Origin of the sequence: Mesorhizobium sp. PAMC28654, from assembly GCF_020616515.1 — a bacterium.
Taxonomy (GTDB): domain Bacteria; phylum Pseudomonadota; class Alphaproteobacteria; order Rhizobiales; family Rhizobiaceae; genus Mesorhizobium.
This window is the reverse complement of sequence record NZ_CP085135.1, coordinates 1391097-1413131: the sequence shown is the minus strand read 5'-3', so window position 1 is coordinate 1413131 and position 22035 is coordinate 1391097. Positions and strand designations below refer to the sequence as shown.

Genomic DNA, 22035 nt, shown 5'->3' with positions numbered 1-22035 from the left:
CGCGAATTTACGGATATGTGCCAAGCACTTCGCTTGTGGCGTGCCATATGTCGCAATATATAGCGGGTTGGGTTCTGACTGTGGAAAATCACCCGTGCTGAAGAAGAATGACATTGGGCCGCAGGCCTATCGCGACGCGATGAGCCATTTTGCTGGCCACGTCCATGTGGTCACCACCGACGGCACGGCCGGCCGACGCGGCGCGACGGTGATCGCCGCCTGTTCGGTGTCGGACACGCCGCCGACAATTCTGGCCTGCCTCAACCGCGAAAATCCCAAGAATGAAGCTTTCGTGACGAACGGCAGATTCGCCTTGAACACGCTGGCCTCGCACCAGGAGCCGCTCGCTATCGGCTTTTCCGGCATCACCGGCCTGCCGGTCGAGGAGCGTTTCGCGCTTGGCGAGTGGGATGTGATCTCGACCGGCGCGCCGACGCTCAGGGGCGCGCTCGCTGTGTTCGATTGCGAACTGGTCGACACCAAGGATCTGGCCACCCATCGTGTGCTTTTTGGCAAGGTGACAGGCCTGCGCATCGGCGATAATTTGCGGCCGCTGATCTATCACGACCGCGCCTACCACGTGCTGTAACAGGCTGGCTGCCTACGGAGAGAGAATGACCGAGCTGACACCGCGCGCCGTGCCGCGGACGATCGACGAAACACTCGATCTTCTGACCGGCGCGGACTATGTCGCGGATCGGTCATTGGCGACGGTGCTGTTCCTGTCGCTGCGCATGAAGCGCCCGCTATTCCTCGAAGGCGAGGCTGGCGTAGGCAAGACCGAGATCGCCAAGGTTCTCGCCCAGTCGCTGGGCCGCCGGCTGATCCGGCTGCAGTGCTACGAAGGCCTCGATGTCTCATCGGCCGTTTACGAGTGGAATTATGCGGCGCAGATGATCGAGATCCGCATGGAGGAGGCGGCCGGCAAGGTCGATCGCTCCGACATGGAGCGCAACGTCTTCTCCGAAAAATACCTGATCCGCCGCCCGGTGCTGGATGCCCTGACCGGCAAGACCGGTGCCGCCCCGGTTTTCCTGATCGACGAACTCGACCGCACCGACGAGGCGTTCGAGGCGTTCCTGCTTGAAATCCTGTCCGACTTCCAAGTGACGGTTCCCGAACTCGGCACGATCAAGGCGGAAGAACCGCCGATCGTCATCATCACCACCAACCGCACACGAGAGATCCACGATGCGCTGAAGCGCCGCTGCCTCTATCACTGGGTCGACTATCCGAATGCCGAGCGCGAACTGGAGATCGTCCATCGAAAAGTGCCGGAAGCCAATCGTCGCCTTTCCGCCGAAGTGGTTTCGTTTGTCCAGAAGCTGCGCCAGATCGAGCTGTTCAAGATGCCGGGCGTCGCCGAGACAATCGACTGGGCCGGCGCGCTGACCGAACTCGACAAGGTGGCGCTCGATCCCGAAACCGTGTCCGACACGATCGGCGTGCTGCTGAAGTACCAGGATGACATTGCCCGCATCGAACAGGGCGAAGGCCGGCGGATCCTCAACGAGGTGAAGGCCGAGCTTTCGGCGGCGGAGTAGGGCCCGTGGCGCGCTCCGAGCCAAAAGAGGCGACCGCGGTCGGGCGGATCGCCGACAACATCGTCTACTTCGCCCGCGCGCTGCGCAAATCCGGCATGCGGGTCGGGCCGGCCTCGGTCAAGGACGCCATCGAAGCGGTGCTTGCGGCCGGCATAGGCTCCCGCGACGATTTCTACTGGACGCTGCACGCCGTGCTGGTGTCCCGGCATGAGGATCACGCCACGTTCGACGAAGCCTTCCGGTTGTTCTGGAAGTCGCGTGAGCTGATCGAGAAGATGCTGGCCATGTTTTCGCCGGTGGCGCCCGACAACCGCGAAAAGCAGAAGCCGCGCGCGGCGGAAAGCCGTGTCAGCCAGGCGATGTTCGAAGGCCATCAGAAGAGCCAGCCGGTTCAGGAAATTCCCGAGATCGAGGTCGATGCCCGCTTCACCTTTTCCGGCAGCGAGGTGCTGCGGGGCAAGGACTTTGCCCAGATGAACGCCACCGAGATGGCGGACGCCAAGAAGGCGATCACACAGTTGCGGCTGCCCTTCGATCTGGTCAGGACAAGACGTTTCAAGGCCGACGCACATGGCCGCCGCATCGATCCGCGCGCCATGATGCGCTCGGCCGCGCGAACCGGCGGCGAACTGATCCTGCCGAAATTTCGATCCCCACGCGAGGTTCATCCGCCGCTGGTGGTGCTTGCCGACATTTCCGGCTCGATGAGTCAGTACACGCGCATTTTCCTGCATTTCCTGCACGCGCTGACCGAAAAGCGCCGTCGCGTGCATGCCTTTGTCTTCGGCACCAGGCTTACCAACCTGACGCGCCAGATGCGCCATCGCGACCCCGACGCCGCACTTGCTGACTGCTCGGCGGCGGTCAAGGACTGGTCGGGCGGTACCCGTATCGGCGACACGCTGGCCGAGTTCAACCGGCTGTGGTCGCGGCGCGTGCTGGGACAGGGGGCCGTGGTGCTGCTGATCACCGATGGGCTGGAGCGCGACGATGTCGCCGGCCTGTCGGAGGAGATGGAACGCCTGCACAAATCCTGCCGTCGCCTGATCTGGCTGAACCCGCTGCTGCGCTTCGATGGCTTCGAAGCCAGGGCGCGTGGCGTCAAGGCGATGCTGCCGCATGTCGACGAGTTCCGCTCGGTGCACAATCTCGAGGCGCTGGCCGATCTGTGCGCGTCGCTGGACAAGAAGTCGACGCAGTCGGTCGATCCCCGCCGATGGATGGACGCTGGCGCGAGGCGCGCTGCATAGCCATATGTTTCCCCAGGCGAAAAACAGACTTCAGGAGAAATGGTGATGGAAAACAGCATCTACCTTGATGAAGCGCGTGACGCGCTGATCATTGCCGAGGGCTGGATGAAAGACGGCAAGGACGTCGCGATTGCCACTGTGGTCGAGACCTGGGGCTCGGCGCCGCGTCCGGTCGGCAGTCATCTGGTCATCGACGCGGAAGGCAATTTCCACGGCTCCGTCTCGGGCGGCTGCGTCGAGGGCGCCGTGGTCACCGAAGCCATCGACGTCATCGACAGCGGCAAGGCGAAAATGCTGGAGTTCGGTGTCGCCGACGAAACCGCCTGGCAGGTCGGTCTTTCCTGCGGCGGGCGTATCAAAGTCTATGTCGAGCGGCTGGGTTAAAGCATGATCCCAGAAAGTGGGAACCGGTTTTTGGATAAGATCATGCTCAAAAAAGAGAATTCCCAATGGACCCCTATGCGCTAAAAACACTGAACGCTGAACGCCAAGCCCGTCGTGCGGCGATTTTGGTCACCGACCTTGGCGATGGCCGCGATCGCATTGTGCGCGAAGGCGACCAAGTCGCCGGCGATCTGGGGGCCGCGATCGCCAAGGCGTTTCGCACCGGCAATTCGGGCTCGGTCGAAGCGGAAGGTCGCACCTTTTTCCTCAACGCGCATCTGCCGCGGCCGCGTCTGATTGTCATTGGCGCTGTTCATATCAGCCAGGCGCTGGCGCCTATGGCGAAAATTGCCGGCTATCCGGTCGAGATCATCGATCCGCGAACGGCCTTTGCGACACCTGACCGTTTTCCCGACGTCGCGCTCCACGCCGAATGGCCCGAGGATGTCCTGAAGCGCCAGCCGCTCGACAGCTATACGGCGCTGGCCGCCGTCACCCATGATCCGAAGATCGACGATTTCGCGCTGAAAGCCGCGCTTGACGCCAATTGCTTCTATGTTGGAGCGCTTGGCAGCCGCAAGACCCACGCAAAACGGGTCGAACGCCTGCTGGCTTTGGGCGCTACCGCGGAGCAGATCGCGCGTATCCATGCGCCGATCGGCCTCGATATCGGCGCGGCGAGCCCTGCCGAGATCGCCGTTGCGGTGCTGGCGCAGGTTGTCCACGCCTTCCGTGCGCGCGGTCTGCAGGCCAAGGGCGTCGCGGCGTGAAGTTTGGCCCGATCCCGATCGAGGCGGCCGAGGGTGCGGTGCTGGCGCATGCCACTACAGCCGGAGAACGACGTTTTCGCAAGGCGCACAAGCTGAGTGCGGCCGACGTCGCCCTGCTGAAGGCTTCCGGTGTTTCGCGCATCGTCGCGGCTGTGCTTAGCGCGGATGATCTAGGCGAGGACGCCGCCGCGCGGACGATCGCCGAAAGCATGGTCCATCGCAACATCGAGGCGAATGCCGCGGCGACCGGCCGTGTCAATCTCTACGCCAGGGCGGCGGGCATCTTCACCGTCAATGCCGCGATGATCGATGCGATCAACGCTGTCGATGCGACCATCACCATCGCCACATTGGCCCAGCATGCGCCGGTCGAAAACGGACAGATGGTCGCAACCGTGAAGATCATCCCCTTTGCTGTCGCTTCGTCGCTGGTCGATGCGGTGACGAAAATCTGCGGCGGCGGCGAGATTTTCGCCGTCAACGCCTATCAGCCGGTGCGTGTCGGCGTCATCCAGACGGTTCTGCCTGGCATCAAATCCAGCGTGCTCGACAAGACGCTGCGCGTCACCGAAGCACGTCTGGCCCGCTCGGGCGGCAGGCTGACGACAGAGCGCCGGACGCCACATGAGATCGAGCCGGTTGCGGAGGCCGCGGCCTCGCTGGCTGCCGACAACGACATGGTCGTCATCTTCGGCGCGTCCGCGATGAGCGATTTCAACGACGTCGTTCCGGCGGCGATCGAGAAGGCGGGCGGGACCGTCATTCGCGCCGGCATGCCGGTCGATCCCGGCAATCTTCTGGTGCTGGGAACCCTTGCCGGCAAGCGTGTCATCGGCGCGCCAGGATGCGCCCGCAGTCCCAAGGAGAATGGCTTCGACTGGGTGCTGGACCGTCTGATTGCCGGTCTCGATGTGACGGCCAAGGATATTGCCGGCATGGGCGTCGGAGGACTGTTGATGGAGATTCCGACGCGGCCGCAGCCGCGCGAACCGCTGCCGGCCAAAGCCCCACTCAATGTCGATATCGTGCTTCTGGCCGCCGGTCGGTCGAGCCGCATGGGTGGACCGAACAAGCTGATGGCGCTGTTCGACGGCAAGCCGCTGGTACGCCGCACCGTCGAGCGCGCGCTCGGCTCGAAGTCATCAGGCACGATTGTCGTTACGGGACATCAACGCGAGCGCGTACACGCCGCGCTGTCCGGGCTTGAACTGGCCTTCGCCGACAATCCGGACTTCGCCGAGGGCCTGTCGACGTCGCTGAAAGCGGGGATTGCCCGAGTTGGAGGCGATGTCGCTGGTGCCATGATAGTCCTCGGCGACATGCCGGGCGTGTCATCCGCCGATCTCGACAGGCTGATCGATGCGTTCCGCAAGGCTGGAGGCAATTCGGTGGTTCGCGCCTCGCACGACGGTCGCCGTGGCAACCCGGTTCTGCTGCCGCGCTCCCTGTTTCCGGCGATCGCTCATCTCGAGGGCGATACCGGCGCCCGCCATCTGGTCGAGGCCGGAGGGCTCGACGTGATCGATGTCGAGATCGGCGAGGGGGCGTCAGTCGATGTCGACACCCGCGAAGCACTAGAAGACGCCGGCGGCGTGCTGCAGGATTGACAAACCCAAGCCGAATTACGCATGCCTGCTGGCATGTTTTCTCGCCTCCGATCTTTCTGTGTCTTCCTGGCCGTTACGGCGTTGTTGTCGTCTGTCGCCCAAGGTCAGACGCTGACGCTAAAACCCTTCAAGGATGACCTCTTCGCCTATCCGGCCAAGCTCTCGTCGGACAACAATGGCGCTTATACGGTCTTCGACTATCGGGAAATGCGCGACATCAACGCCCGCGATGAGGTTCCCGAGCGCCGGGTGCATGCACAATATACCGATACGAGCGTTCGCAAGGTGCAGCAGGACCTGTCGTTGAAGACAGATGTGGGCGATGTCAAACACGTCGCAGTCGGCAAGACCGAGGGCGCCGGGATCATCGTTCTGTACCTTCACGGGCAGGGCGGCAGCCGCAAGCAGGGCGTTGACGACTTCACCTTCGGGGGCAATTTCAACCGGCTGAAGAATCTGATGGCCCAGAATGACGGCCTTTATCTGTCGCCGGATTTCCCCGATTTCGGTGACACAGGCGCCGCGCAAGTCGCGGCATTGATTGATCATTATGCCGAACAGTCGCCGGGCGCGAAAATCTTCGTCGCTTGCGGCTCGATGGGCGGCGCCTTGTGCTGGAAGATCGCCGCCCGCAAGGACACAGGCGGGCGCATCAATGGCCTGCTGCTGCTTGGCTCGCTATGGGACGAAAGCTTCTTCTCCAGCCCAGCCTTCAAGCGCCGGGTGCCGGTCTTCTTCGGTCAGGGCAGCCATGACGTGGTTTTTCCGGTGGCGAACCAGGAGGCTTTTTTCCGCTCCATCCTGGCCAAATCCAAGACCTATCCGACCCGCTTTGTCCGATTCGAGACGGGCACCCATGGCACACCGATCCGCATGACCGACTGGCGCGGCACGCTCAACTGGATGCTGTCGAAAGCGCCGTGACAAACCCGTCGGTCGCGCCACGCTGCTGCACCATCATGGGGCGGTATTGTAGTCGAGAATGGTCTGCGGGTTGACCTCGCCGTCATAGGACGCATCGACATCATACTGTACCAGCGAGAAACTGCCGTTGCGGAACAGATAGGTGCCGGTTGACGACGCATCGCCCACGCCGCGCCATTTGGTGAAGGACGTGATGGTTTTCGTGGCGTCGTCGTATTCGGAATTGATGGCCTGGTCATCGGTCTGGAAGCCGATGATGTTGATCGCCTGCACCTTGCCTTCGCTGTTGTTGTTTTCATAGTGGATGTCGAGTGTCGGTGCGGCGAACTGCAATTGCCGCACGCCCGCTACGTCGTCGGCGACGTAATAGACCGAGCTTTCATTGTAGGCGGCCATTGAGCAGAAGAAGCGGAACAATCGTGTCTCGCGGTCGGGGTCGCTGGCCGCCGCGCCCGCATCCCTGTAGTGAAGGCTGTAGGCATCCGGCTCTCCGCGAGGACCGCCGCCAGGCATTTCCTTGTCGCATTGGTCGCCATAGGTGGCGGCAAATGCCTTCTTGGCCTGCTCCAGCGCCGCGTCCTTTTTCGGTGGCGGCGGTCCGTCACCACAGCTTACCGGCACGGCTTCGTCGAAGGCGGCTGTCGCCGGCTTCAGTTCGCCCTTTTCGATATGGATGGGGTCGAACGGCGGCTCCTGGATCTGCGCGTTGACCTGGCGCACCGTGTAGCAGCCGGCAAAGACCTTTTCGCTGCCATCCTTGGCTTTGGCGCGAATGGCGACGGGAACGGCGTAGTAGATGCTGCCGGCTGCTCCATCTTCGGATACCGCACCGGTTTTCACGTCGACGGTTTCGGTGCCATCGTAACCTTTGACAAATGTATCGAAGTCTTTAGCCGGCTTTGTTTCTCCGAAATAGCTCCAGGCACGCGAGAATTCATGCCGGTTGATGGCGCTGTAAAGCGAATGGATAACCGTTGTCGCATCCGTCCTGTCGTCGACATAGGGGGCGTCTGCGGCGTGCGCGGTCTGGCCGACAACCGCAAGGGAGCAAAAAGCAGTCGCTGCGAAAAGGGCGCGTTTCATCGGCAATCTCCACCTCGATGCTGAGAGTCTACCACGGGGATTGCGGCGACGTGGTGACGCGCTGATTTGCACAAGCTTGAAAAATCGAACGGGAAGGCGCTACGTCCCGTCCGGCGTTCCAGCCCATAGGAGAATTCAATTGACGATATCGATGTATGAGGCGTCCGTGCCGGTGTTCTCGGCCAGGCTGAAGGCACTTTCCACAGTGCTGGCGACGGCCGAACAGAATGCCATCGAGCGCAAGATCGACCCGCAGGTGTTTTTGACCTCTCGCCTGGCGCCCGACATGTACGCGCTGACCCGGCAGGTCCAGATCGCGACCGACCATGCCAAAGGCGCGCCGTCGCGGTTGGCCGGGCTTGACGTGCCGAAATATGAGGATAGCGAGGCAAGCTTTGCCGATCTCGAAGCGCGCATTGCCAAGACGGTCGCCCATCTGGCGACATTCTCGGCCGCCGATATCGATGGCTCCGACGACAAGATGATCGATCTGAAGCTTGGTGGGCGCGAGATATCCATGGGCGGCATGCAGTATCTGCTGCATCTGGCCATGCCCAATTTCTATTTTCACCTGACCACGGCCTACGACATCCTGCGCCATAATGGCGTGCCATTGGGCAAGGCGACGTTCCTCGGGGCGCGTTGAAGGCAGATAGTGAGGTTTCCTGGTTCTGCCGGGAAACCTCACGCTCCCTGTCGCCTTAGCGCAGGGACATTTCGCGGGCGATGCGCGGGAAATCGGCCGGCTTGATGCCGATGTCGGCACGGTCTGCGCTGCTCATTGAGTGAAGCAGCGAAAGGGCCGCGCGATAACGCAGGTGCTCCTGCGGACGCGGGCGGGCGAACATTTCAGTGAAGAACCCCACGATTCAGGCTCCTTTGTTGGTCCTCCCGAAGCCCGAATATAGGTCAATCGTGACAATTGTGCAGCGCAGCATTTGCATGGCTGCCATGCCCTGCTGATTTTTCCATTTTTATTTTTCGAGCCAAACGAAACTTCCACGGTGCACGGACCGTATGCTTTAACGCTGGCACATGGCCGGTTTTTCCTCGCCACTCCTGGCGAATTCCGGACTGCATGAAAGTGCAGTCCGGCTTTTTATCAGGGGTGCCCATTCTGAATGAGGAAACGGCCAAACTCTTAAGATCATTGGCATTCATTTTTAACGAGCCGGTCCTATATGTTCGACGTGTGCATCCATGATGCGCGGACTTGTGACAGGGGGAGGCTGACATCGGTACCGGAGCCAAGCGGGATTTTGCTTCGTTGCTCGACGATCTCTTCGTCGTTTCCGACAAGATCGATGAAGTCGGTGCTCGTCCTTCCATTCCCTTCGACTACCTTTCGGTAGCGGACGAACTCCACTCGGGCCGCATCAAGGTTTCCGGCGATACATTCACCGCCGAGTACCGCGAATCGGGTGCCGACCTGGCGAGCGAGTTCGCGGCACTGCTCGATCATGCAAAGCTGACGCTCGCCGATGAAGAACCAAATCCCGAGGAGAGACTGCCGCCGATCGATCCCGAATCGATCGCGGTCGAACTTGGCCTCAACCAGCCGAAGCAGGCAGCCGATTTCGGTCGCATCCGCCGCAGCTTCGCCTTCTCGAACCACCCTGATCGTGTCGCCCCGCATCTGCGCCAGCGCGCCATGGTCCGCATGCAGGTGGCCAACATGCTGATCGACGAAGCCAAGCGGCGGGCACTGGCCGGCGTGAGGCGCTAAAACTCTGCAAAATTGCGATATCGGCGCGGTTCCGGGCTTGGAGAAGGTCCGGGCTTTCGACTATGCTCGGGCTCCTTCCCGCGCCGTCGCGCCCAAGATTCCCCGTCGGAGAATATTCCATGCACAAACGCCGTCTTGGTCGGACCGATCTTCTTGTCACCCAGATTTGCCTGGGTTCGATGACCTGGGGCCAGCAGAACACGGAAGCGGAAGGGCATGCCCAGATGGACCTGGCCTTTTCGCGCGGGGTCAATTTCATCGACACCGCCGAACTCTACCCGATCCCGCCCAAGGCGGAGACACAAGGGCGGACCGAGAAGATCATCGGCAGCTGGATGAAGGCCAAGGGAAACCGCGACAAGGTCATCCTGGCCTCGAAAGTCGTCGGCCGTACCGCCAACACGTGGTTTCGCGGCGACAGGCCGTCGCAACTTGTGCGCGCCGATATTTTTGACGCCGTCGACAAATCGCTGGCCAAGCTCGGCACCGACTATCTTGACCTCTATCAGATTCACTGGCCGGAACGAGACATACCCTGGGGGGCCAACCCGACACGCATCGGCGCCGTAGCGCCACGCTCCGATTCCGTTGGAGCGCCGAGCGACGAGACGCCGATCGCCGAGACGCTTGCGGTATTCGATGAACTGGTGAAGCTCGGCAAGATCCGTCATTTCGGCCTGTCGAACGAGAATTCGTGGGGCGTGATGCGTTTCCTTGCCGAGAGCGACAAAGGGGGCGGTCCTCGCGTCGCGTCGATCCAGAATGCCTACAATCTCGTCAACCGCACCTTCGAGGTGAACCTGGCCGAGGTCTGCGAGCGGGAAGAGGTGTCGCTGCTCGCCTATTCGCCGCTGGCGCAGGGCTATCTGACCGGCAAGTATGACCATGGCGCGCGACCGCAAGGCTCGCGTTCGCAGCTGTTCAATCGCGGCCAGCGTTACGAGACGCTCAATGCGGCGCAAGCGCTGCTCGAGTACAACGAACTTGCGCGCTCCTTCGGCATGGAGCCGGCGCTGTTCGCCAACGCCTATGTGTCGAGCCGCCCATTCATGACGTCGAACATCATCGGCGCCACCAGCGTCGCGCAACTCGACATGGCGCTGTCTTCGGCGGACGTTGTTTGGACCGAAGAGATGCAGAAAGCGGTCGATGCCGTGCACCAGCGCGTCGGCAATCCGTGCCCTTGAAGCAGCCGAACCAACCGAATTGATTGAGGGGGAAACATGACATTTCAGATCGACGCCGTGCGCGGGAAATTTCCAGCACTTGCCCTGACCGACAGGGGCCGCCGCCGCATCTATCTCGACAATCCCGCCGGCACGCAGGTGCCGCAAGCGGTGGCCGACGCGGTGTCGCGCTGCCTGCTCACCACCAACGCCAATCTTGGCGGCTATTTCGAAACAACGGTGGCGGCGCAGGCCGTTGTCGACGAGGCGCATCAGGCCATGGCCGATTTCCTCGGCGCCAAGAGCCCTGAGGAAATCATCATCGGCGCCAACATGACGACGCTGACCTATCACATGTCGCGCACGCTCGGCCGCACGATGAAGCCGGGCGACGAGATCATCCTCACCCGCATGGACCATGAGGGCAATGTCTCGCCATGGCTGCAACTGGCCGAAGATCTGGGCCTCGTCGTGCGTTGGCTACCGTTCGACGAAAAGACTTGGCAGGTCGAAGAGGCGACGCTGGCCGGGCTGCTGTCCGAAAAGACACGCCTTGTCGCGTTGAATTATGCCAGCAACCTGACGGGTTCGATCAACCGCGTGAAAGCGCTGACCGCCATCGCCAGGAACGCCGGCGCCCTGGTCTATGTCGATGCCGTGCAATTTGCACCGCATGGCCTGATCGATGTTGATGATCTCGGTTGCGATTTCCTGATTTGCTCGGCCTACAAATTCTTCGGTCCGCACATGGGCATATTGTGGGGCCGCCACGACGTCATCGATGGTCTGAGACTCTACAAATGCCGCTGCTCGTCCAACGGCCTTCCGGAGCGCTTCGAACTCGGCACCCCACAGATCGAACTGATGGCCGGTCTGACGGCGGCGGTAGATTACTTTGCCGAACTGGGCGCTGCCGCGGGCGAGGGCGGCTCGCGCAGGCAGAAGATCGCCAAAGCGTTCGAAGTGTCGATCGCCTACGAAAATCCGCTGGCGCAAAGGCTGATCGACGGCCTGTCCGATATTTCAGGCCTGACCATCCACGGCATCACCGATCCGAACCGGCTCGGGGATCGCGTGCCGACGGTCTCTTTCACCGTGGAAGGCATCGTGCCGGAAACGATCGCTCGGCAGATGAACGCCGAAAACATCTTCCTGTGGTCGGGTCACAACTACGCCTGGGAGATCGTCCACCAGCTCGGCATTCCGGCCGAGCATGGCGTCGTGCGCATCGGCATCGCTCACTACAATACGTCAGTCGAGATCGACGAGACGCTGGAGAGCGTGCATCGGGTGATCGCGATGCTCAGGCAGCAGCGGTCCTGAGGCCAGCCTCGATCTTCACCGCGCCTTGCCGCCAAAACCGGTGAGGAAGGCGGTGAGGTTGTTGCCAAGTTCGTCGCAGAGGTAGCCGCCTTCCTGGACGATGACGGTGGGCAGGCCGAGCTTGGCGATGGCCTCGCCGACGCGCGAGAAGCCGGGCGTCGTCACCGAAAGCCCGCCGAACGGATCGCCCTCGAAGGCGTCGAGGCCGAGCGCCACGACCAGCGCGTCTGGCGAAAATGCACGGACGCGCTGGAACGCTATGCCAAGGGCTTCCAGAAACGCCGCGTCGGCGGATTTGCGCGGCAATGGCAGGTTGAGATTGTAGCCCAAACCGGGTCCTTCGCCGCGTTCGTCGGCATGGCCCCAGAAGAACGGATAGAAGCGCACCGGATCGGCATGCAGCGAGACAGTGAGCACGTCCGGCCGCGCATAGAAAATCCCTTGCGTGCCGTTGCCATGATGCAGGTCGACATCGAGGATCGCCACGCGCGCCGCTGTCTTGCGCAGGGCCTGTGCCGCGACCGCCGAGTTGTTGATGAAGCAGAAGCCGCCGGCGACGTCGGCAAAGGCATGGTGGCCGGGCGGACGGCAAAGCGCATAGGCGGCCGGCGCGCCCGACATTACCGCTTCAGCCGCTTCGACCGCGCTCCATGCGCTCCACAGCGCGCTCTGCCATGTTTCGCCGGAGATCGGGCAAGCGGTGTCGGCCATGTGATAGCCGGCCTGTCCGACGGCCGACGCGGGATAGGAACCAGTCCGCGTGATCGGGTGGATGTTGGGAATCACTTCAGCCGACGCGCCTTCAATACGCTGCCAGCGCGTGAAAATGTGCTCGAGGAAGTCGAGATACTCCGGCGTATGGACGGCCGAGATGGGCCCAAGCCCATGATTTCGCGGCCGTTCGATCGTGCAACCGGCGGATTTTGCGCCGGCTAACAATCTCTCGACCCGTTCCGGTTTTTCCGGATTTGGCTGCGGTGCACCGCTGGAGAGAAATGCCTTGGGATCGTGGCGCTTCTGTTCCTCGGCATGGAAGGCTTTCATTCCCGCTCCTCATTCTCCGGCGTGTCGGCGAAGGCAAAAAAGGCGTCGCCGATGATCTTCTGCGTCCGTTCGTAGCTCGACCAGGCGATGCCCAGCCTTTCATAGAAGGCCTTGGCGCCCTCATTGTCGTTGTCGACGGACAATCTCAGATAAACGCCGCCTTCTTTCCGGCATTGTGCCGCGACTTGCCGCAGCAGACGTTCGCCGATCTTGCGGCCGCGAAAACGGTCCTCGACATAGAGGTCCTGCACATAGACGCCGGGCCGCCCCATCCAGGTCGAAAAGATCGGGAAATGCAGGCAGAGGCCGGCGAATTCGCCGCCGACTTCGGCGATCAAAGTCGAGAAGGCCGGCTTTTCGCCAAAGCCATAGGCCCTGAGATCGCCGGGCGTCGAGATGATCTCTTCGGGCGCGCCGATGTGCGTGCCGAGTTTCAGGATCGCCGCGTGGATGGTTTCGACGTCTTCGATCCGGCCGGGGCGGAGGAGGACGGGGCTGGTCAAGACAGGCAAGGCGCCAAGGCGCCCCCCTCTGTCCTGCCGGACATCTCCCCCGCAAGGAGGGAGATTGGCAGCTTTGACCTTACCGCCCATCCTTTGACGTTGGAGATTTGATAAAGACCTCGCGACAGCAAATCTCCCCCCTTGAGGGGGAGATGGCCGGCAGGCCAGAGGGGGGAGGGACTGGACGCAATCATCTCAGTCGAAGACATCTCAAAACGCCACCCGGTCGCCGCCCTTGAGCGCCAGCATGTCGCGCGCCTCGTCTGGCGTGGCAACCTCCAGCGACAGCCCATCGAGAATGCCACGGATGCGACGCACCTGATCGGCATTGGATTTCGCCAATTGGCGGCCATCGTAGAGACTGTCTTCCAGCCCGACGCGGACATTGCCGCCCATCGCCGCCGCGATCGAGATCAGCGGCATCTGCTGGCGACCGGCGGCCAGCACCGAGAACTGGTAGCTGTCGCCAAACAGCTTGTCGGCGATCCGCTTCATGTGGATGAGGTTGTCCGGATCGGCGCCGATGCCGCCCAGAATGCCCAGTACGAACTGGATGAACAGTGGTCCCGACACCAGTCCACGATCGCGAAAATGCGCCAGGGAATAAAGATGGCCGACATCGTAGCATTCAAACTCAAAACGTGTGCCGCAGCCCTTGCCCAGCCTCTCGAGCACGCCTTCCATGTCGGCGAAGGTGTTCTTGAAGATGGTGTCGCGCGTGGCCTCGAGCAGCTTCGGCTCCCATTCGTGTTGCCACTCCCTTGGCTTGTCGAGCATCGGAAACAGCGCGAAATTCATCGAGCCCATGTTGAGCGAGCACATTTCGGGCTCGGCCCGCAACGGCGCCGCCAGCCGCTGGTCCAACGTCATCAGCGACGAGCCGCCGGTTGTGATGTTGATCACCGCTGACGTCGCCTGCTTGATGCGCGGCAGGAATTGCATGTAGACGTCCGGGTCAGCGGTCGGGCGGCCATCCCTGGGGTCGCGAGCGTGGAGATGCAGGATGGACGCACCCGCTTCGGCTGCCGCGATCGCGTCCGCCGCGATCTGGTCGGGCGTCACCGGCAGATAGGGCGACATGGACGGCGTGTGCACCGAGCCGGTGACGGCGCAGGTGATGATGACTTTTCGCGGTGCCATTTTTTCTCCTCAGCCTTCGACTGGAAGGTCGAGTTCAGAGGCGAGCACCTGCAGCGAGTCGCCAATGATGGAGACGATCTCGCCGACCTGCTCCCTGGTGACAATCATCGGCGGCGCGACCATGAAATTGTCGCCGTCGACGCCGCCCTTCACCCTGCGGCCATAGATGATTAGCCCGCGTTCGTAGGCGAGGTCGAGCAACCGCTGCGTGGCTTTCTTGTTCTGGTCGATCGGTCGTAGCGTGTCGGGATCGGCGACCATCTCGGCCCCGGTGAGCAGGCCCTTGCCGCGCACGTCGGCGATGAACGGAAAGCGCTTCGCCAATCCTTTCAGCCCGTCCATCAGCACATCGCCCATGGCCGCCGCATTGGCGATCAGGTCGAGCCGGTCCATTTCACCAAGCACCGCAAGCCCGGCGGCGCAGGCCAGCGGATTGCCGGCATAGGTGTGGCCATGCTGGAAACCACCGGAGGCGAGCAGCGGCTGCACCAGCCGCATCGGGGCCGCCAGCGCGCCGAGCGGAGCGTAGCCGGAGCCCAGCCCCTTTGACAGCGCGACGATGTCGGGCTTGCAGTTCCAGTGATCTCCACCAAGGAATTTGCCGGTGCGGCCGGCGCCGCTCATCACTTCGTCGTGGATCAGCAGGATGCCGTAGCGATCGCAAATTTCCCGAATGCGCGGATAATAGCTGTCCGGCGCCACCAGGGCCGCGGTCGCCGCGCCGCCGATCGGCTCCATGATGAAGGCGACCACGCTCTCGGGCCCCTCGGCCAGGATTTTTTCCTCCAGCATGTCGGCATAGCGGATGCCGCGCTGTTCCATCGAGAGATTGTCGCGGTCGCGCCAGGCGGTTGGCGCCGGCACTGTCGGCATCACCCGCATCATGGGCGTAAACGTTTCGGCCAGCGCGTCGTCACCGGTGATCGAAAGCGAACCCAGCGTGCCGCCATGATAGGAGGGGAAGCGCGTGATCACCTTCCAGCGGCTGGCTTGGCCGGTGGCGACCGCCCATTGCCGCGCCAGCTTGATACAGGATTCGGTCGCTTCCGAGCCGCCCGAGACGAAGAAGATACGGTCCATGCCTTCCGGCAGCTTGCCGGCAAGCTCGCGCGCCAGTTCCTCCGCCGGCTCATTCTCGAAATGCAGCCGATAGGCGAAGGTGGCGCGATCCATCTGCCGCTTCATGGCGTCCAGCACATTGCGGTTGGAATGGCCGATATTGGCAACCATCGGCCCGCTCGATCCGTCGATGAAGCGGCGACCGTCCTGCGTCCACATATAGATGCCTTCGGCGCGGTCGATCAGCGGCCGGCGCAGGCTGGATAAATAGAATAGATGCGATTCTCGCCGGGCCTCGGTGTCTTGAGCGGCGGTCTGGGTCTTCGACATGTCAGGACTTTCCAAGGTAGCGATCAAGGACATTCTGGGTAACGCGTTCGACCATCGGGTCCTGTCTTAGCAGGCCGGCGACCCATTCGCAGCTTCCGGCGTGGAACACCTCGCCCTTGCCGCGCGGGAAGTTGACGATCATGCCGTTGCCGCGCTTGACCTTTTCCAGGTTGGCATCGGTGGCTTCGCCAAACAGCGTTTCGGCGGTGAAGCGGCCATCCTCGTCGGTGAGGAACTGATCCTCGATCGGGATATCGGCGCTTTCTTCCACCTGACTGGCCATGCCGACGGCAAGAACCTGCAATCCATCCGGCGCGCCGCTGGTCGCGGTGGGGTAGGGCAGGCCACCGCGTATCTCGAAGTCGAGCCCGTCGACCTCGTAGCCATAGACATGGCTATAGGCGCCGAGCAGGTCGCCATAATAGATGCCGGTGCCGGCAAAGGCCCAATGCTCGGGCCGGTAGACCGGAAAGCCGCGCACGCCGCGCGGCGCGCAGCCGCCCCAGCCGGCATACACACCCCTGGTCGCATTGAGCCCGAAGGTCGCCGAACCCGGCCGGCCGATTTCAGGCGCCTCCCAGGAATTGGTGGCGCGGGTCACATCGCCGCCGCGATAGGCCGGGTCTTCGGCGCGGGAGCGGTATTTGTAGCAGACCTGCCGACGGCCATCGTCCTCCAGCCGCGTCTGCCACATGAAATTGCCGGCAAAACGCGCCGCATGGCCACCACGCTCGACATATCCGTCGACGGCGTCACGCATTTCCCAGGTCCAGTATTCGTCATGGCCGACGAAGACGGCGCAGTCATACCCGTCGAGAATGTCCGGCGAGAAATGCAGATCGTGCTGGCTGGCGAGATCGACAGCGTAGCCAGCGCGTTCGGCGAAGCGGAAGAAATGACTGTCATAGCTGGCCCAGCCGGACGAGGCATATTTCTTCGAATGTCCCGTGGCAAACGCCCATTCCATATGCGGATAGCGTGGCACCGTCTTGGGCGGCACGGCGACTTCCAGCGGCACGCGCGGCGCGTCCTTCGGCAGCACCGCGAAGCCCCGGCACCATGGACGCTGTGTGGACACTGACGTCGCATACTGGTTGCGGTTCGGCCCGGTAATGCCCTGATAGTGGTTGGAGCCGCCCCAGGTGTTGTAAGCGAGCCAGGTTCCTGTCGCCGCCACTTGCAACACGCGACCGGGTTTCTTGCCGGGCAGGGGAGCAACGATAAGGATGTGGTGGCATTGGATCGGCTTGCCATCGCGACCATCCGCCGTCAGCGTCAGGCGGCAGGCGCCGGACGGCCAATCATTGCCGACGCGGAATTCCAGGGAGGATTCCCAGCCGCAGCCTTCGACCGAACATTGGTCCGGGCTGTCCTGCCAGCGCGCCGCGATGCCGGCCTTCTCGAACAGCTTCGTTTCGGTCGCACCGTCGCGGATGATTGTCATTCCGAAGGCTGGCGCCGTGGAACTGACATGCAGCGTAGCTGTCTCACCAGGACGGTAGGAGAAGCGGTCGGTGTAGCACCAGATCTCGCCGCGTTCGCCATCCATGCCCGGCCATTCATAATAGTGGCCGCGCACCGCATGCCGGCGCTGGTCAGGGGTGAGCCCGAAATCGGGGAATTCTGTCGGGAGGCTGATCATGGTCTTGCTCAGGCTGAAAGGTATTTCTTGAGGAAGGTGCGGGTGCGCTCCATCTTCGGGGCGCGGAACATTTGGGACGGTGGGCCTTCTTCCACGACGGCGCCGCCATCCATGAACAGCACACGATCCGCCACTTCACCGGCAAAGCGCATCTCGTGGGTGACGATAAGCATCGTCATGTGTTCGGCGGCGAGCTGCTTCATCACCGCGTTGACCTCATCGACCAGTTCCGGGTCGAGCGCCGAAGTGGCCTCGTCGAACAGCATCACCTTGGGCTGCATGGCCAGCGCGCGCGCAATCGCCACGCGCTGTTTCTGGCCGCCCGAAAGCCGTGACGGGTAGGCATCGATCTTGTCGGCGAGCCCGACCTTGGACAGGAGGCTGTGCGCGAGCGCATGCGCGTCGCTCTTGCTCATGCCTTTGAGGATGATCGGTCCCATGGCGATATTCTCGAGAACGGTCAGATGCGGAAAAAGGTTGAAGTGCTGAAAAACCATGCCCATCTGCTGGCGCACCATGTTGATATGACGTTCAAAAGCCTGGCCGCGCAAGGGCTGGTTGACCTGCACCCCATCGAGCCAGACTTCGCCGCCGTTCAACGTCTCGAGATGATTGATGGAGCGCAGCAGCGTGCTCTTGCCCGAGCCGCTCGGCCCGATGATCGCCACGATCTGCCCACGATCCACCGACAGGTCTATGCCCTTGAGCACTTCCATCGCGCCGAATGATTTGCGTGCGCCGCGAACCTCGACCATTGGCCTCTGAATGCTCATCGGGAAACCTCCACGCGCCGTTCGAACCGACGCAAACCCGCTTCAAGCGCGAGATTGAGAATGTAGTAGAGCGCCGCCGCCGTGATGTAGAACTCGAACGGCCGGAACGTTTCGCTGATCGCCAGCTGGGAGGAATGGACCAGTTCGGCAATGCCGATCACCGACACGATCGAGGATTCCTTCAGGAGCGCGATCATGTTGCTTCCGATCGGCGGGGCGGTGTTGCGGACAGCCTGGGGGATCACGACATGGCGCAGCGTTTGCCACTTGCCGAAGCCGATGCTGCGCGCGCCTTCCGTCTGGCCGACATCGACCGCGACGATGCCGGCTCGGATAACGTCGGCATTGTAGACCGCAAAATGCAGGCCAAGCCCGACGATGCCGGCGGCAAGGGCAGGGATGTCGATGCCGACCTGCACCAGTCCGAAATAGATCAGGAAGAGTTGCAGCAGCAGCGGCGTTCCCATGAACACCCACATGAAGGCGCGCACGGGATAGGCGATGATCGCTGGTGCGTAGAGCACGACAACCGCGAACAGGATGCCGAAGACGAAGCTGAGCGCTCCCGCGGAGACCGTGAGCAGCGCGGTCCACCAGGCACCCGTCAACAGAAGGTCCCAGTAGGGCAGTACGACAGTGAAATCCAAACCTTGCATCGTGCTCTCCGGTCAGACGATGGCAAAGCGTTTGTCGAGCAGGTCGACAGTCCGCGCCACGGCGTAGACCATGACCATGTAAAGCAGCGCGGCGACGCCGAAGATCTCGAACGGCTTGTAGGTGGAGCCGATGAAGCGCTGGGCCGTATAGGTCAGTTCCACGACCGAAATGGTCGAGACCAGCGCCGATCCCTTCAACAGGGCGACCGTGTTGACGCCGAGCGGGCGGATCATCAGCCTCGCGGCCTGCGGCAGCACAACCTTGCGCAAGGTCTGGAAACGACTGAACCCGATAGTGCGGGCGGCCTCGGTCTGGCCCCGGTCGACGGCTATCAGTGCGCCACGGATCGATTCCGCCATATAGGCGCCGATGTTGAGGCCAAGGCCGATGGCGCCCGCTGCGAAGGGGTCGAGATTAACGCCGATCTGCGGGCCACCGAAATAAAGCACGAACAGCTGGATCAGGCAGGGCGTGCCGCGAAACAGGCTGACATAGACGGCGCCGATGGCCCGCAGCGGTGCGGACCTCGACATCTTGGCCGCGGCGGCGAGTGCCGCGACCAGGAGACCGAGAATCAAGGCCAAAGCCGTGATCTCGATCGTCACCCAGGCGGCTTCCACGAAGAACGGGAAGACGCGCCACATCAAAGAGAAATCCATGGGATCGTCCGGCAGGAGTGGCGCCCGGCCTCAAGTGGTGTTGGCCAGCTGAAGCCTGACGAGTTTAGCGGATGTCGCTGCCGACCCACTGCTTGGAGATTTTCTCGTAGGTTCCGTCAGCCAGCATGCCGTCCAGCGCCTTCTGCATGGCGGCTTTCAGCTCCGGATTGTCCTTGCGGATGGCGATGCCGATGGCGACGCTGCCGCCTTCGATGTTCGGCGTGCTGAGCTGGCGGACCTTCTCACCCGTTTCCTTGACAGCGATCATGACCGGGATGTTGTCGACGACGATGGCGTCGACACGGCCAGCCCGCAGCTCCAGCAATAGTTCCGGCAGGCCCTTGTAGGTGCGGACGTCCCAGCCGCCCTGTTGGCGCGCCCATTTCTCATGCGTCTCGCCCAGCGTCACGCCAAGGGTCTTGCCCTTGAGGTCGTCGAGGCTCTGCACCTTGGAAGCTTCATTCACGAAAACCGCGCGGCCGGCGTGATAGTAAGGGCCGACGAAGTCGACCACCTTCTCACGCTCGGGCGTGATGGTCATCGAGCCGACGACGGTGTCGTATTTCTTGGCCAGCAGGCCGGCGATGATGCCGTCCCAGGCCGTGGTGATGATGGTTCCCTTGACGCCGATGCGCTCGGCGATGGCCTTGCCGATATCGGCGTCGAAGCCGACGACTTCGTTCTGGTCGTTGACGAAATTGAAGGGCGGGTACTGGCCACTCATCGAAATCTTCAGCTCGCCCGCTGCCTTGATCTTCTCGAGGTCATCAGCCTTCGCCGAAACGGCCGTGAAGGTCGACGCAAGCAGCAAGGCGGCAACCGCGATGCCGGAAAATACTCTGTTCATATGATTTCTTGATCCTCTGGATGGAGCGCGAAGTCTTGTTCTTGGGAGGCGTTGGGGCGCTCTCCTGATTTCATGATTGCCTTTGCGATAGCATTGCGCAAATAGATAATGGGAATAGGGAGCATAGATCTGGGGAATGGTTGCGCGACCCGAACGGCTGGTCTGGGATCTCGACTGGAACCTTCTGCGGACATTCGTCGTCATCGCGGAAGTGAAAAGCATTACGCGTGCCGCCGAGCGGCTCAACCTCAAGCAGCCAAGTGTCAGCAACGCGCTACGGCGGCTGGAAGACCGAGTCGGCCGGCGGCTGGTCGAGCGCGATGCGACGCGTTTCGAACTCACCGAGGTCGGCCGGCTGCTCTACGAGCAGAGCGTCGAGGTATTCGGCACGATATCGCAGCTGCCTTTGCTGATGCGGGGTATAAGCGACGAGGTCACCGGCCATGTCATCATCGCCACGGCCAGCCATGTAGTCTCGCCGATCTTCGATCAGGCCCTGTCGGAATTCCATAGCAACTATCCGCGCGCCAGCATCACCATTTCGGTCGCGGCAAGCACCGAGGTTGCCAAGCAGGTGAAGGAGCGCCGCGCCTCCTTCGGCATCTGCCTGGTCAGCCAGCGCGATCCGGCGCTGGAGTACACGATGGTCTATCGCGAATTCTTCGGCTTCTTCTGTGGTCCGAATCATAGGTTTTACGGACAAACCGGGCTGACGCTGGCGGATCTCAGGGGCGAGCCATCGGTATCCTTCCAGACCGATCACATTTCGGATGCATTGCGGCCGGTCGCGCTGCTTCGCAGCGAAGCCAGGCTCAATGCCGATGTCGTCGGCGTGTCATCGAGCCTGGAGGAAGTGCGGCGTATGATCGTCGCTGGGCTCGGCATCGGACCGCTGCCGCTGCATGTAGCGCGGCGCGATGCGGCCGATGGCATGCTGTGGCGGCTGCCGCCCTATGATGCGCCGCCGGCCATCGACATCTTCCTGCTGGTCAACCCCGACAAGACGATGAACCGCGCGGAGAAGGCGCTGCTCTCGGGCTTGCATGCGATCATTGCCGCGACACCGCTTGACGACCGCATCTACAATGCTTGAAAATTTGCCGGCTAATTGATCAGGCTTGGTCGATCAGCAGTGCCGACGCGCGCTCGCGCATGGCGTCGTCCAGAGGCACTGACGCACGCGCGCTAAGATCGAAACGCACGCCCGTCGTCTTGCTCACCGCATGGACCACGCCGTCGAGCGTCCCCGACATAACCTGTTCGAAAGTGACGGAGGTGCGGCCGACTTTGACGACATGCGAATGGATGGTGATAAGCGCGCCGGCCTTGGTTTCATGCCGATAGTCGATTTCCGTGCGGACATCGGCCCATCCAGCTTCCGTCGCCTGGTTGTCGTCTTGCCCGGCGATATGGCCGAGGAGCTGGAAACTGGCATCGTCAAACATCGCCGCGTAGTGGCGCACGTTCACGTGGCCCATCCTGTCGCACATCCATGGATGCGTTACGCCGATGAAGGTGACGAGAGGTTTGCTCATGGAAGTCTTTCGTGGATACCCGCACTAGGTGAGCGCGGACACGCAATATCGAAATCCACAACAACAGGC

At 62.2% G+C, this 22035-nt stretch carries 25 protein-coding genes; 12 read left to right on the top strand and 13 right to left on the bottom strand.

Annotation, left to right across the window (positions count from 1 at the left end):
- Positions 1-94 precede the first annotated feature (94 nt).
- From LGH82_RS07245 to LGH82_RS07215, 7 genes are all read left to right on the top strand, one after another.
- The gene (locus tag LGH82_RS07245) at positions 95-589 is read left to right on the top strand and encodes a flavin reductase (protein WP_227347876.1); all 495 of its coding nucleotides are present in this window, start codon (positions 95-97) and stop codon (positions 587-589) included.
- Between the two features lie 25 nt (positions 590-614).
- Positions 615-1544: an AAA family ATPase gene (locus LGH82_RS07240; RefSeq protein WP_227347875.1), complete on the top strand. Its 930-nt coding sequence runs from the start codon at positions 615-617 to the stop codon at positions 1542-1544.
- Between the two features lie 5 nt (positions 1545-1549).
- Entirely contained in the window at positions 1550-2794 is a 1245-nt protein-coding gene (locus tag LGH82_RS07235) for a vWA domain-containing protein (RefSeq protein WP_227347874.1), read from the top strand.
- Positions 2795-2839: 45 nt separating this feature from the next.
- Positions 2840-3178 carry an XdhC family protein gene (locus LGH82_RS07230; protein WP_227347873.1) on the top strand — a complete coding sequence of 113 codons (339 nt, stop codon included), beginning with the start codon at positions 2840-2842 and terminating at the stop codon, positions 3176-3178.
- A 65-nt stretch (positions 3179-3243) separates the two neighbouring features.
- On the top strand, positions 3244-3948 hold the full coding sequence (locus tag LGH82_RS07225; RefSeq protein ID WP_227347872.1) for an XdhC family protein: 705 nt from the start codon (positions 3244-3246) through the stop codon (positions 3946-3948).
- Positions 3945-5555, top strand: a complete 1611-nt coding sequence (locus LGH82_RS07220) for an NTP transferase domain-containing protein (RefSeq protein WP_227347871.1) — start codon at positions 3945-3947, stop codon at positions 5553-5555. Before LGH82_RS07225 ends, LGH82_RS07220 begins: the two co-directional genes overlap by 4 nt.
- A 33-nt stretch (positions 5556-5588) precedes the next feature.
- Entirely contained in the window at positions 5589-6479 is an 891-nt protein-coding gene (locus LGH82_RS07215; protein WP_227347870.1) for an alpha/beta hydrolase family protein, read from the top strand.
- Positions 6480-6512: 33 nt separating this feature from the next.
- Here the strand turns inward: LGH82_RS07215 and LGH82_RS07210 are convergent, their stop codons facing one another.
- Positions 6513-7562 carry a DUF1176 domain-containing protein gene (locus LGH82_RS07210; protein ID WP_227347869.1) on the bottom strand — a complete coding sequence of 350 codons (1050 nt, stop codon included), beginning with the start codon at positions 7560-7562 and terminating at the stop codon, positions 6513-6515.
- Between the two features lie 139 nt (positions 7563-7701).
- Here LGH82_RS07210 and LGH82_RS07205 point away from each other — a divergent pair, with 139 nt between their 5' ends.
- Positions 7702-8208, top strand: coding sequence for a DUF1993 family protein (locus tag LGH82_RS07205; protein ID WP_227347868.1), 507 nt, complete (start codon positions 7702-7704; stop codon positions 8206-8208).
- Positions 8209-8263: 55 nt separating this feature from the next.
- On the opposite strand, the gene LGH82_RS07200 is transcribed toward LGH82_RS07205, so the two are convergent.
- Both LGH82_RS07200 and LGH82_RS07195 read right to left on the bottom strand, forming a co-directional pair.
- On the bottom strand, positions 8264-8428 hold the full coding sequence (locus LGH82_RS07200) for a hypothetical protein (protein ID WP_227347867.1): 165 nt from the start codon (positions 8426-8428) through the stop codon (positions 8264-8266).
- A 43-nt stretch (positions 8429-8471) separates the two neighbouring features.
- Positions 8472-8723 (bottom strand): hypothetical protein, encoded by a 252-nt coding sequence (locus LGH82_RS07195; RefSeq protein ID WP_227347866.1) that lies wholly within the window; start codon positions 8721-8723, stop codon positions 8472-8474.
- 106 nt (positions 8724-8829) lie between these two features.
- On the opposite strand from LGH82_RS07195, the gene LGH82_RS07190 reads away from it, so the two are divergent.
- The 3 genes from LGH82_RS07190 (at position 8830) to LGH82_RS07180 (ending at position 11777) form a co-directional block, all read left to right on the top strand.
- Positions 8830-9288, top strand: a complete 459-nt coding sequence (locus LGH82_RS07190) for a hypothetical protein (protein WP_227347865.1) — start codon at positions 8830-8832, stop codon at positions 9286-9288.
- 119 nt (positions 9289-9407) lie between these two features.
- A complete protein-coding gene (locus tag LGH82_RS07185; RefSeq protein WP_227347864.1) occupies positions 9408-10475 on the top strand; it encodes an aldo/keto reductase in 1068 nt (355 codons plus the stop codon).
- A gap of 36 nt (positions 10476-10511) precedes the next feature.
- Positions 10512-11777: a cysteine desulfurase-like protein gene (locus LGH82_RS07180; RefSeq protein ID WP_227347863.1), complete on the top strand. Its 1266-nt coding sequence runs from the start codon at positions 10512-10514 to the stop codon at positions 11775-11777.
- A 15-nt stretch (positions 11778-11792) separates the two neighbouring features.
- On the opposite strand, the gene LGH82_RS07175 is transcribed toward LGH82_RS07180, so the two are convergent.
- The 9 genes from LGH82_RS07175 to LGH82_RS07135 all read right to left on the bottom strand — a co-directional run bounded on the left by LGH82_RS07175 (position 11793) and on the right by LGH82_RS07135 (position 20431).
- Positions 11793-12821, bottom strand: a complete 1029-nt coding sequence (locus LGH82_RS07175) for a histone deacetylase family protein (protein WP_227347862.1) — start codon at positions 12819-12821, stop codon at positions 11793-11795.
- Positions 12818-13324: a GNAT family N-acetyltransferase gene (locus tag LGH82_RS07170; protein WP_227347861.1), complete on the bottom strand. Its 507-nt coding sequence runs from the start codon at positions 13322-13324 to the stop codon at positions 12818-12820. Before LGH82_RS07170 ends, LGH82_RS07175 begins: the two co-directional genes overlap by 4 nt.
- A gap of 210 nt (positions 13325-13534) precedes the next feature.
- Complete coding sequence (locus tag LGH82_RS07165) at positions 13535-14464, bottom strand: 3-keto-5-aminohexanoate cleavage protein (RefSeq protein WP_227347860.1); 930 nt, start codon at positions 14462-14464, stop codon at positions 13535-13537.
- A 9-nt stretch (positions 14465-14473) separates the two neighbouring features.
- A complete protein-coding gene (locus LGH82_RS07160) occupies positions 14474-15853 on the bottom strand; it encodes an aspartate aminotransferase family protein (RefSeq protein WP_227347859.1) in 1380 nt (459 codons plus the stop codon).
- A gap of 1 nt (position 15854) precedes the next feature.
- Entirely contained in the window at positions 15855-17495 is a 1641-nt protein-coding gene (locus LGH82_RS07155) for a N,N-dimethylformamidase beta subunit family domain-containing protein (RefSeq protein WP_227347858.1), read from the bottom strand.
- Positions 17496-17503: 8 nt separating this feature from the next.
- Positions 17504-18268: an amino acid ABC transporter ATP-binding protein gene (locus LGH82_RS07150; RefSeq protein WP_319799924.1), complete on the bottom strand. Its 765-nt coding sequence runs from the start codon at positions 18266-18268 to the stop codon at positions 17504-17506.
- Entirely contained in the window at positions 18265-18924 is a 660-nt protein-coding gene (locus LGH82_RS07145) for an amino acid ABC transporter permease (RefSeq protein ID WP_227347857.1), read from the bottom strand. The genes LGH82_RS07150 and LGH82_RS07145 overlap by 4 nt, the downstream gene beginning before the upstream one ends.
- Before the next feature lie 12 nt (positions 18925-18936).
- Positions 18937-19584, bottom strand: a complete 648-nt coding sequence (locus LGH82_RS07140; RefSeq protein WP_227347856.1) for an amino acid ABC transporter permease — start codon at positions 19582-19584, stop codon at positions 18937-18939.
- A gap of 64 nt (positions 19585-19648) precedes the next feature.
- Complete coding sequence (locus LGH82_RS07135; protein ID WP_227347855.1) at positions 19649-20431, bottom strand: ABC transporter substrate-binding protein; 783 nt, start codon at positions 20429-20431, stop codon at positions 19649-19651.
- Positions 20432-20567: 136 nt separating this feature from the next.
- Here LGH82_RS07135 and LGH82_RS07130 point away from each other — a divergent pair, with 136 nt between their 5' ends.
- Positions 20568-21524: a LysR family transcriptional regulator gene (locus LGH82_RS07130; protein WP_227347854.1), complete on the top strand. Its 957-nt coding sequence runs from the start codon at positions 20568-20570 to the stop codon at positions 21522-21524.
- A 19-nt stretch (positions 21525-21543) separates the two neighbouring features.
- Here the strand turns inward: LGH82_RS07130 and LGH82_RS07125 are convergent, their stop codons facing one another.
- A complete protein-coding gene (locus LGH82_RS07125; protein WP_227347853.1) occupies positions 21544-21966 on the bottom strand; it encodes an acyl-CoA thioesterase in 423 nt (140 codons plus the stop codon).
- Positions 21967-22035: the final 69 nt, after the last annotated feature.

Coding starts and splice junctions, on each gene's coding strand:
- LGH82_RS07240 (WP_227347875.1), top strand. CDS start 615: ATGACCGAGCTGACACCGCGCGCCGTGCCGCGGACGATCGACGAAACA.
- LGH82_RS07135 (WP_227347855.1), bottom strand. CDS start 20,431: ATGAACAGAGTATTTTCCGGCATCGCGGTTGCCGCCTTGCTGCTTGCG.
- LGH82_RS07180 (WP_227347863.1), top strand. CDS start 10,512: ATGACATTTCAGATCGACGCCGTGCGCGGGAAATTTCCAGCACTTGCC.
- LGH82_RS07175 (WP_227347862.1), bottom strand. CDS start 12,821: ATGAAAGCCTTCCATGCCGAGGAACAGAAGCGCCACGATCCCAAGGCA.
- LGH82_RS07165 (WP_227347860.1), bottom strand. CDS start 14,464: ATGGCACCGCGAAAAGTCATCATCACCTGCGCCGTCACCGGCTCGGTG.
- LGH82_RS07215 (WP_227347870.1), top strand. CDS start 5,589: ATGTTTTCTCGCCTCCGATCTTTCTGTGTCTTCCTGGCCGTTACGGCG.
- LGH82_RS07230 (WP_227347873.1), top strand. CDS start 2,840: ATGGAAAACAGCATCTACCTTGATGAAGCGCGTGACGCGCTGATCATT.
- LGH82_RS07160 (WP_227347859.1), bottom strand. CDS start 15,853: ATGTCGAAGACCCAGACCGCCGCTCAAGACACCGAGGCCCGGCGAGAA.
- LGH82_RS07155 (WP_227347858.1), bottom strand. CDS start 17,495: ATGATCAGCCTCCCGACAGAATTCCCCGATTTCGGGCTCACCCCTGAC.
- LGH82_RS07210 (WP_227347869.1), bottom strand. CDS start 7,562: ATGAAACGCGCCCTTTTCGCAGCGACTGCTTTTTGCTCCCTTGCGGTT.
- LGH82_RS07125 (WP_227347853.1), bottom strand. CDS start 21,966: ATGAGCAAACCTCTCGTCACCTTCATCGGCGTAACGCATCCATGGATG.
- LGH82_RS07130 (WP_227347854.1), top strand. CDS start 20,568: ATGGTTGCGCGACCCGAACGGCTGGTCTGGGATCTCGACTGGAACCTT.
- LGH82_RS07195 (WP_227347866.1), bottom strand. CDS start 8,723: ATGAATGCCAATGATCTTAAGAGTTTGGCCGTTTCCTCATTCAGAATG.
- LGH82_RS07185 (WP_227347864.1), top strand. CDS start 9,408: ATGCACAAACGCCGTCTTGGTCGGACCGATCTTCTTGTCACCCAGATT.
- LGH82_RS07140 (WP_227347856.1), bottom strand. CDS start 19,584: ATGGATTTCTCTTTGATGTGGCGCGTCTTCCCGTTCTTCGTGGAAGCC.
- LGH82_RS07225 (WP_227347872.1), top strand. CDS start 3,244: ATGGACCCCTATGCGCTAAAAACACTGAACGCTGAACGCCAAGCCCGT.
- LGH82_RS07145 (WP_227347857.1), bottom strand. CDS start 18,924: ATGCAAGGTTTGGATTTCACTGTCGTACTGCCCTACTGGGACCTTCTG.
- LGH82_RS07150 (WP_319799924.1), bottom strand. CDS start 18,268: ATGAGCATTCAGAGGCCAATGGTCGAGGTTCGCGGCGCACGCAAATCA.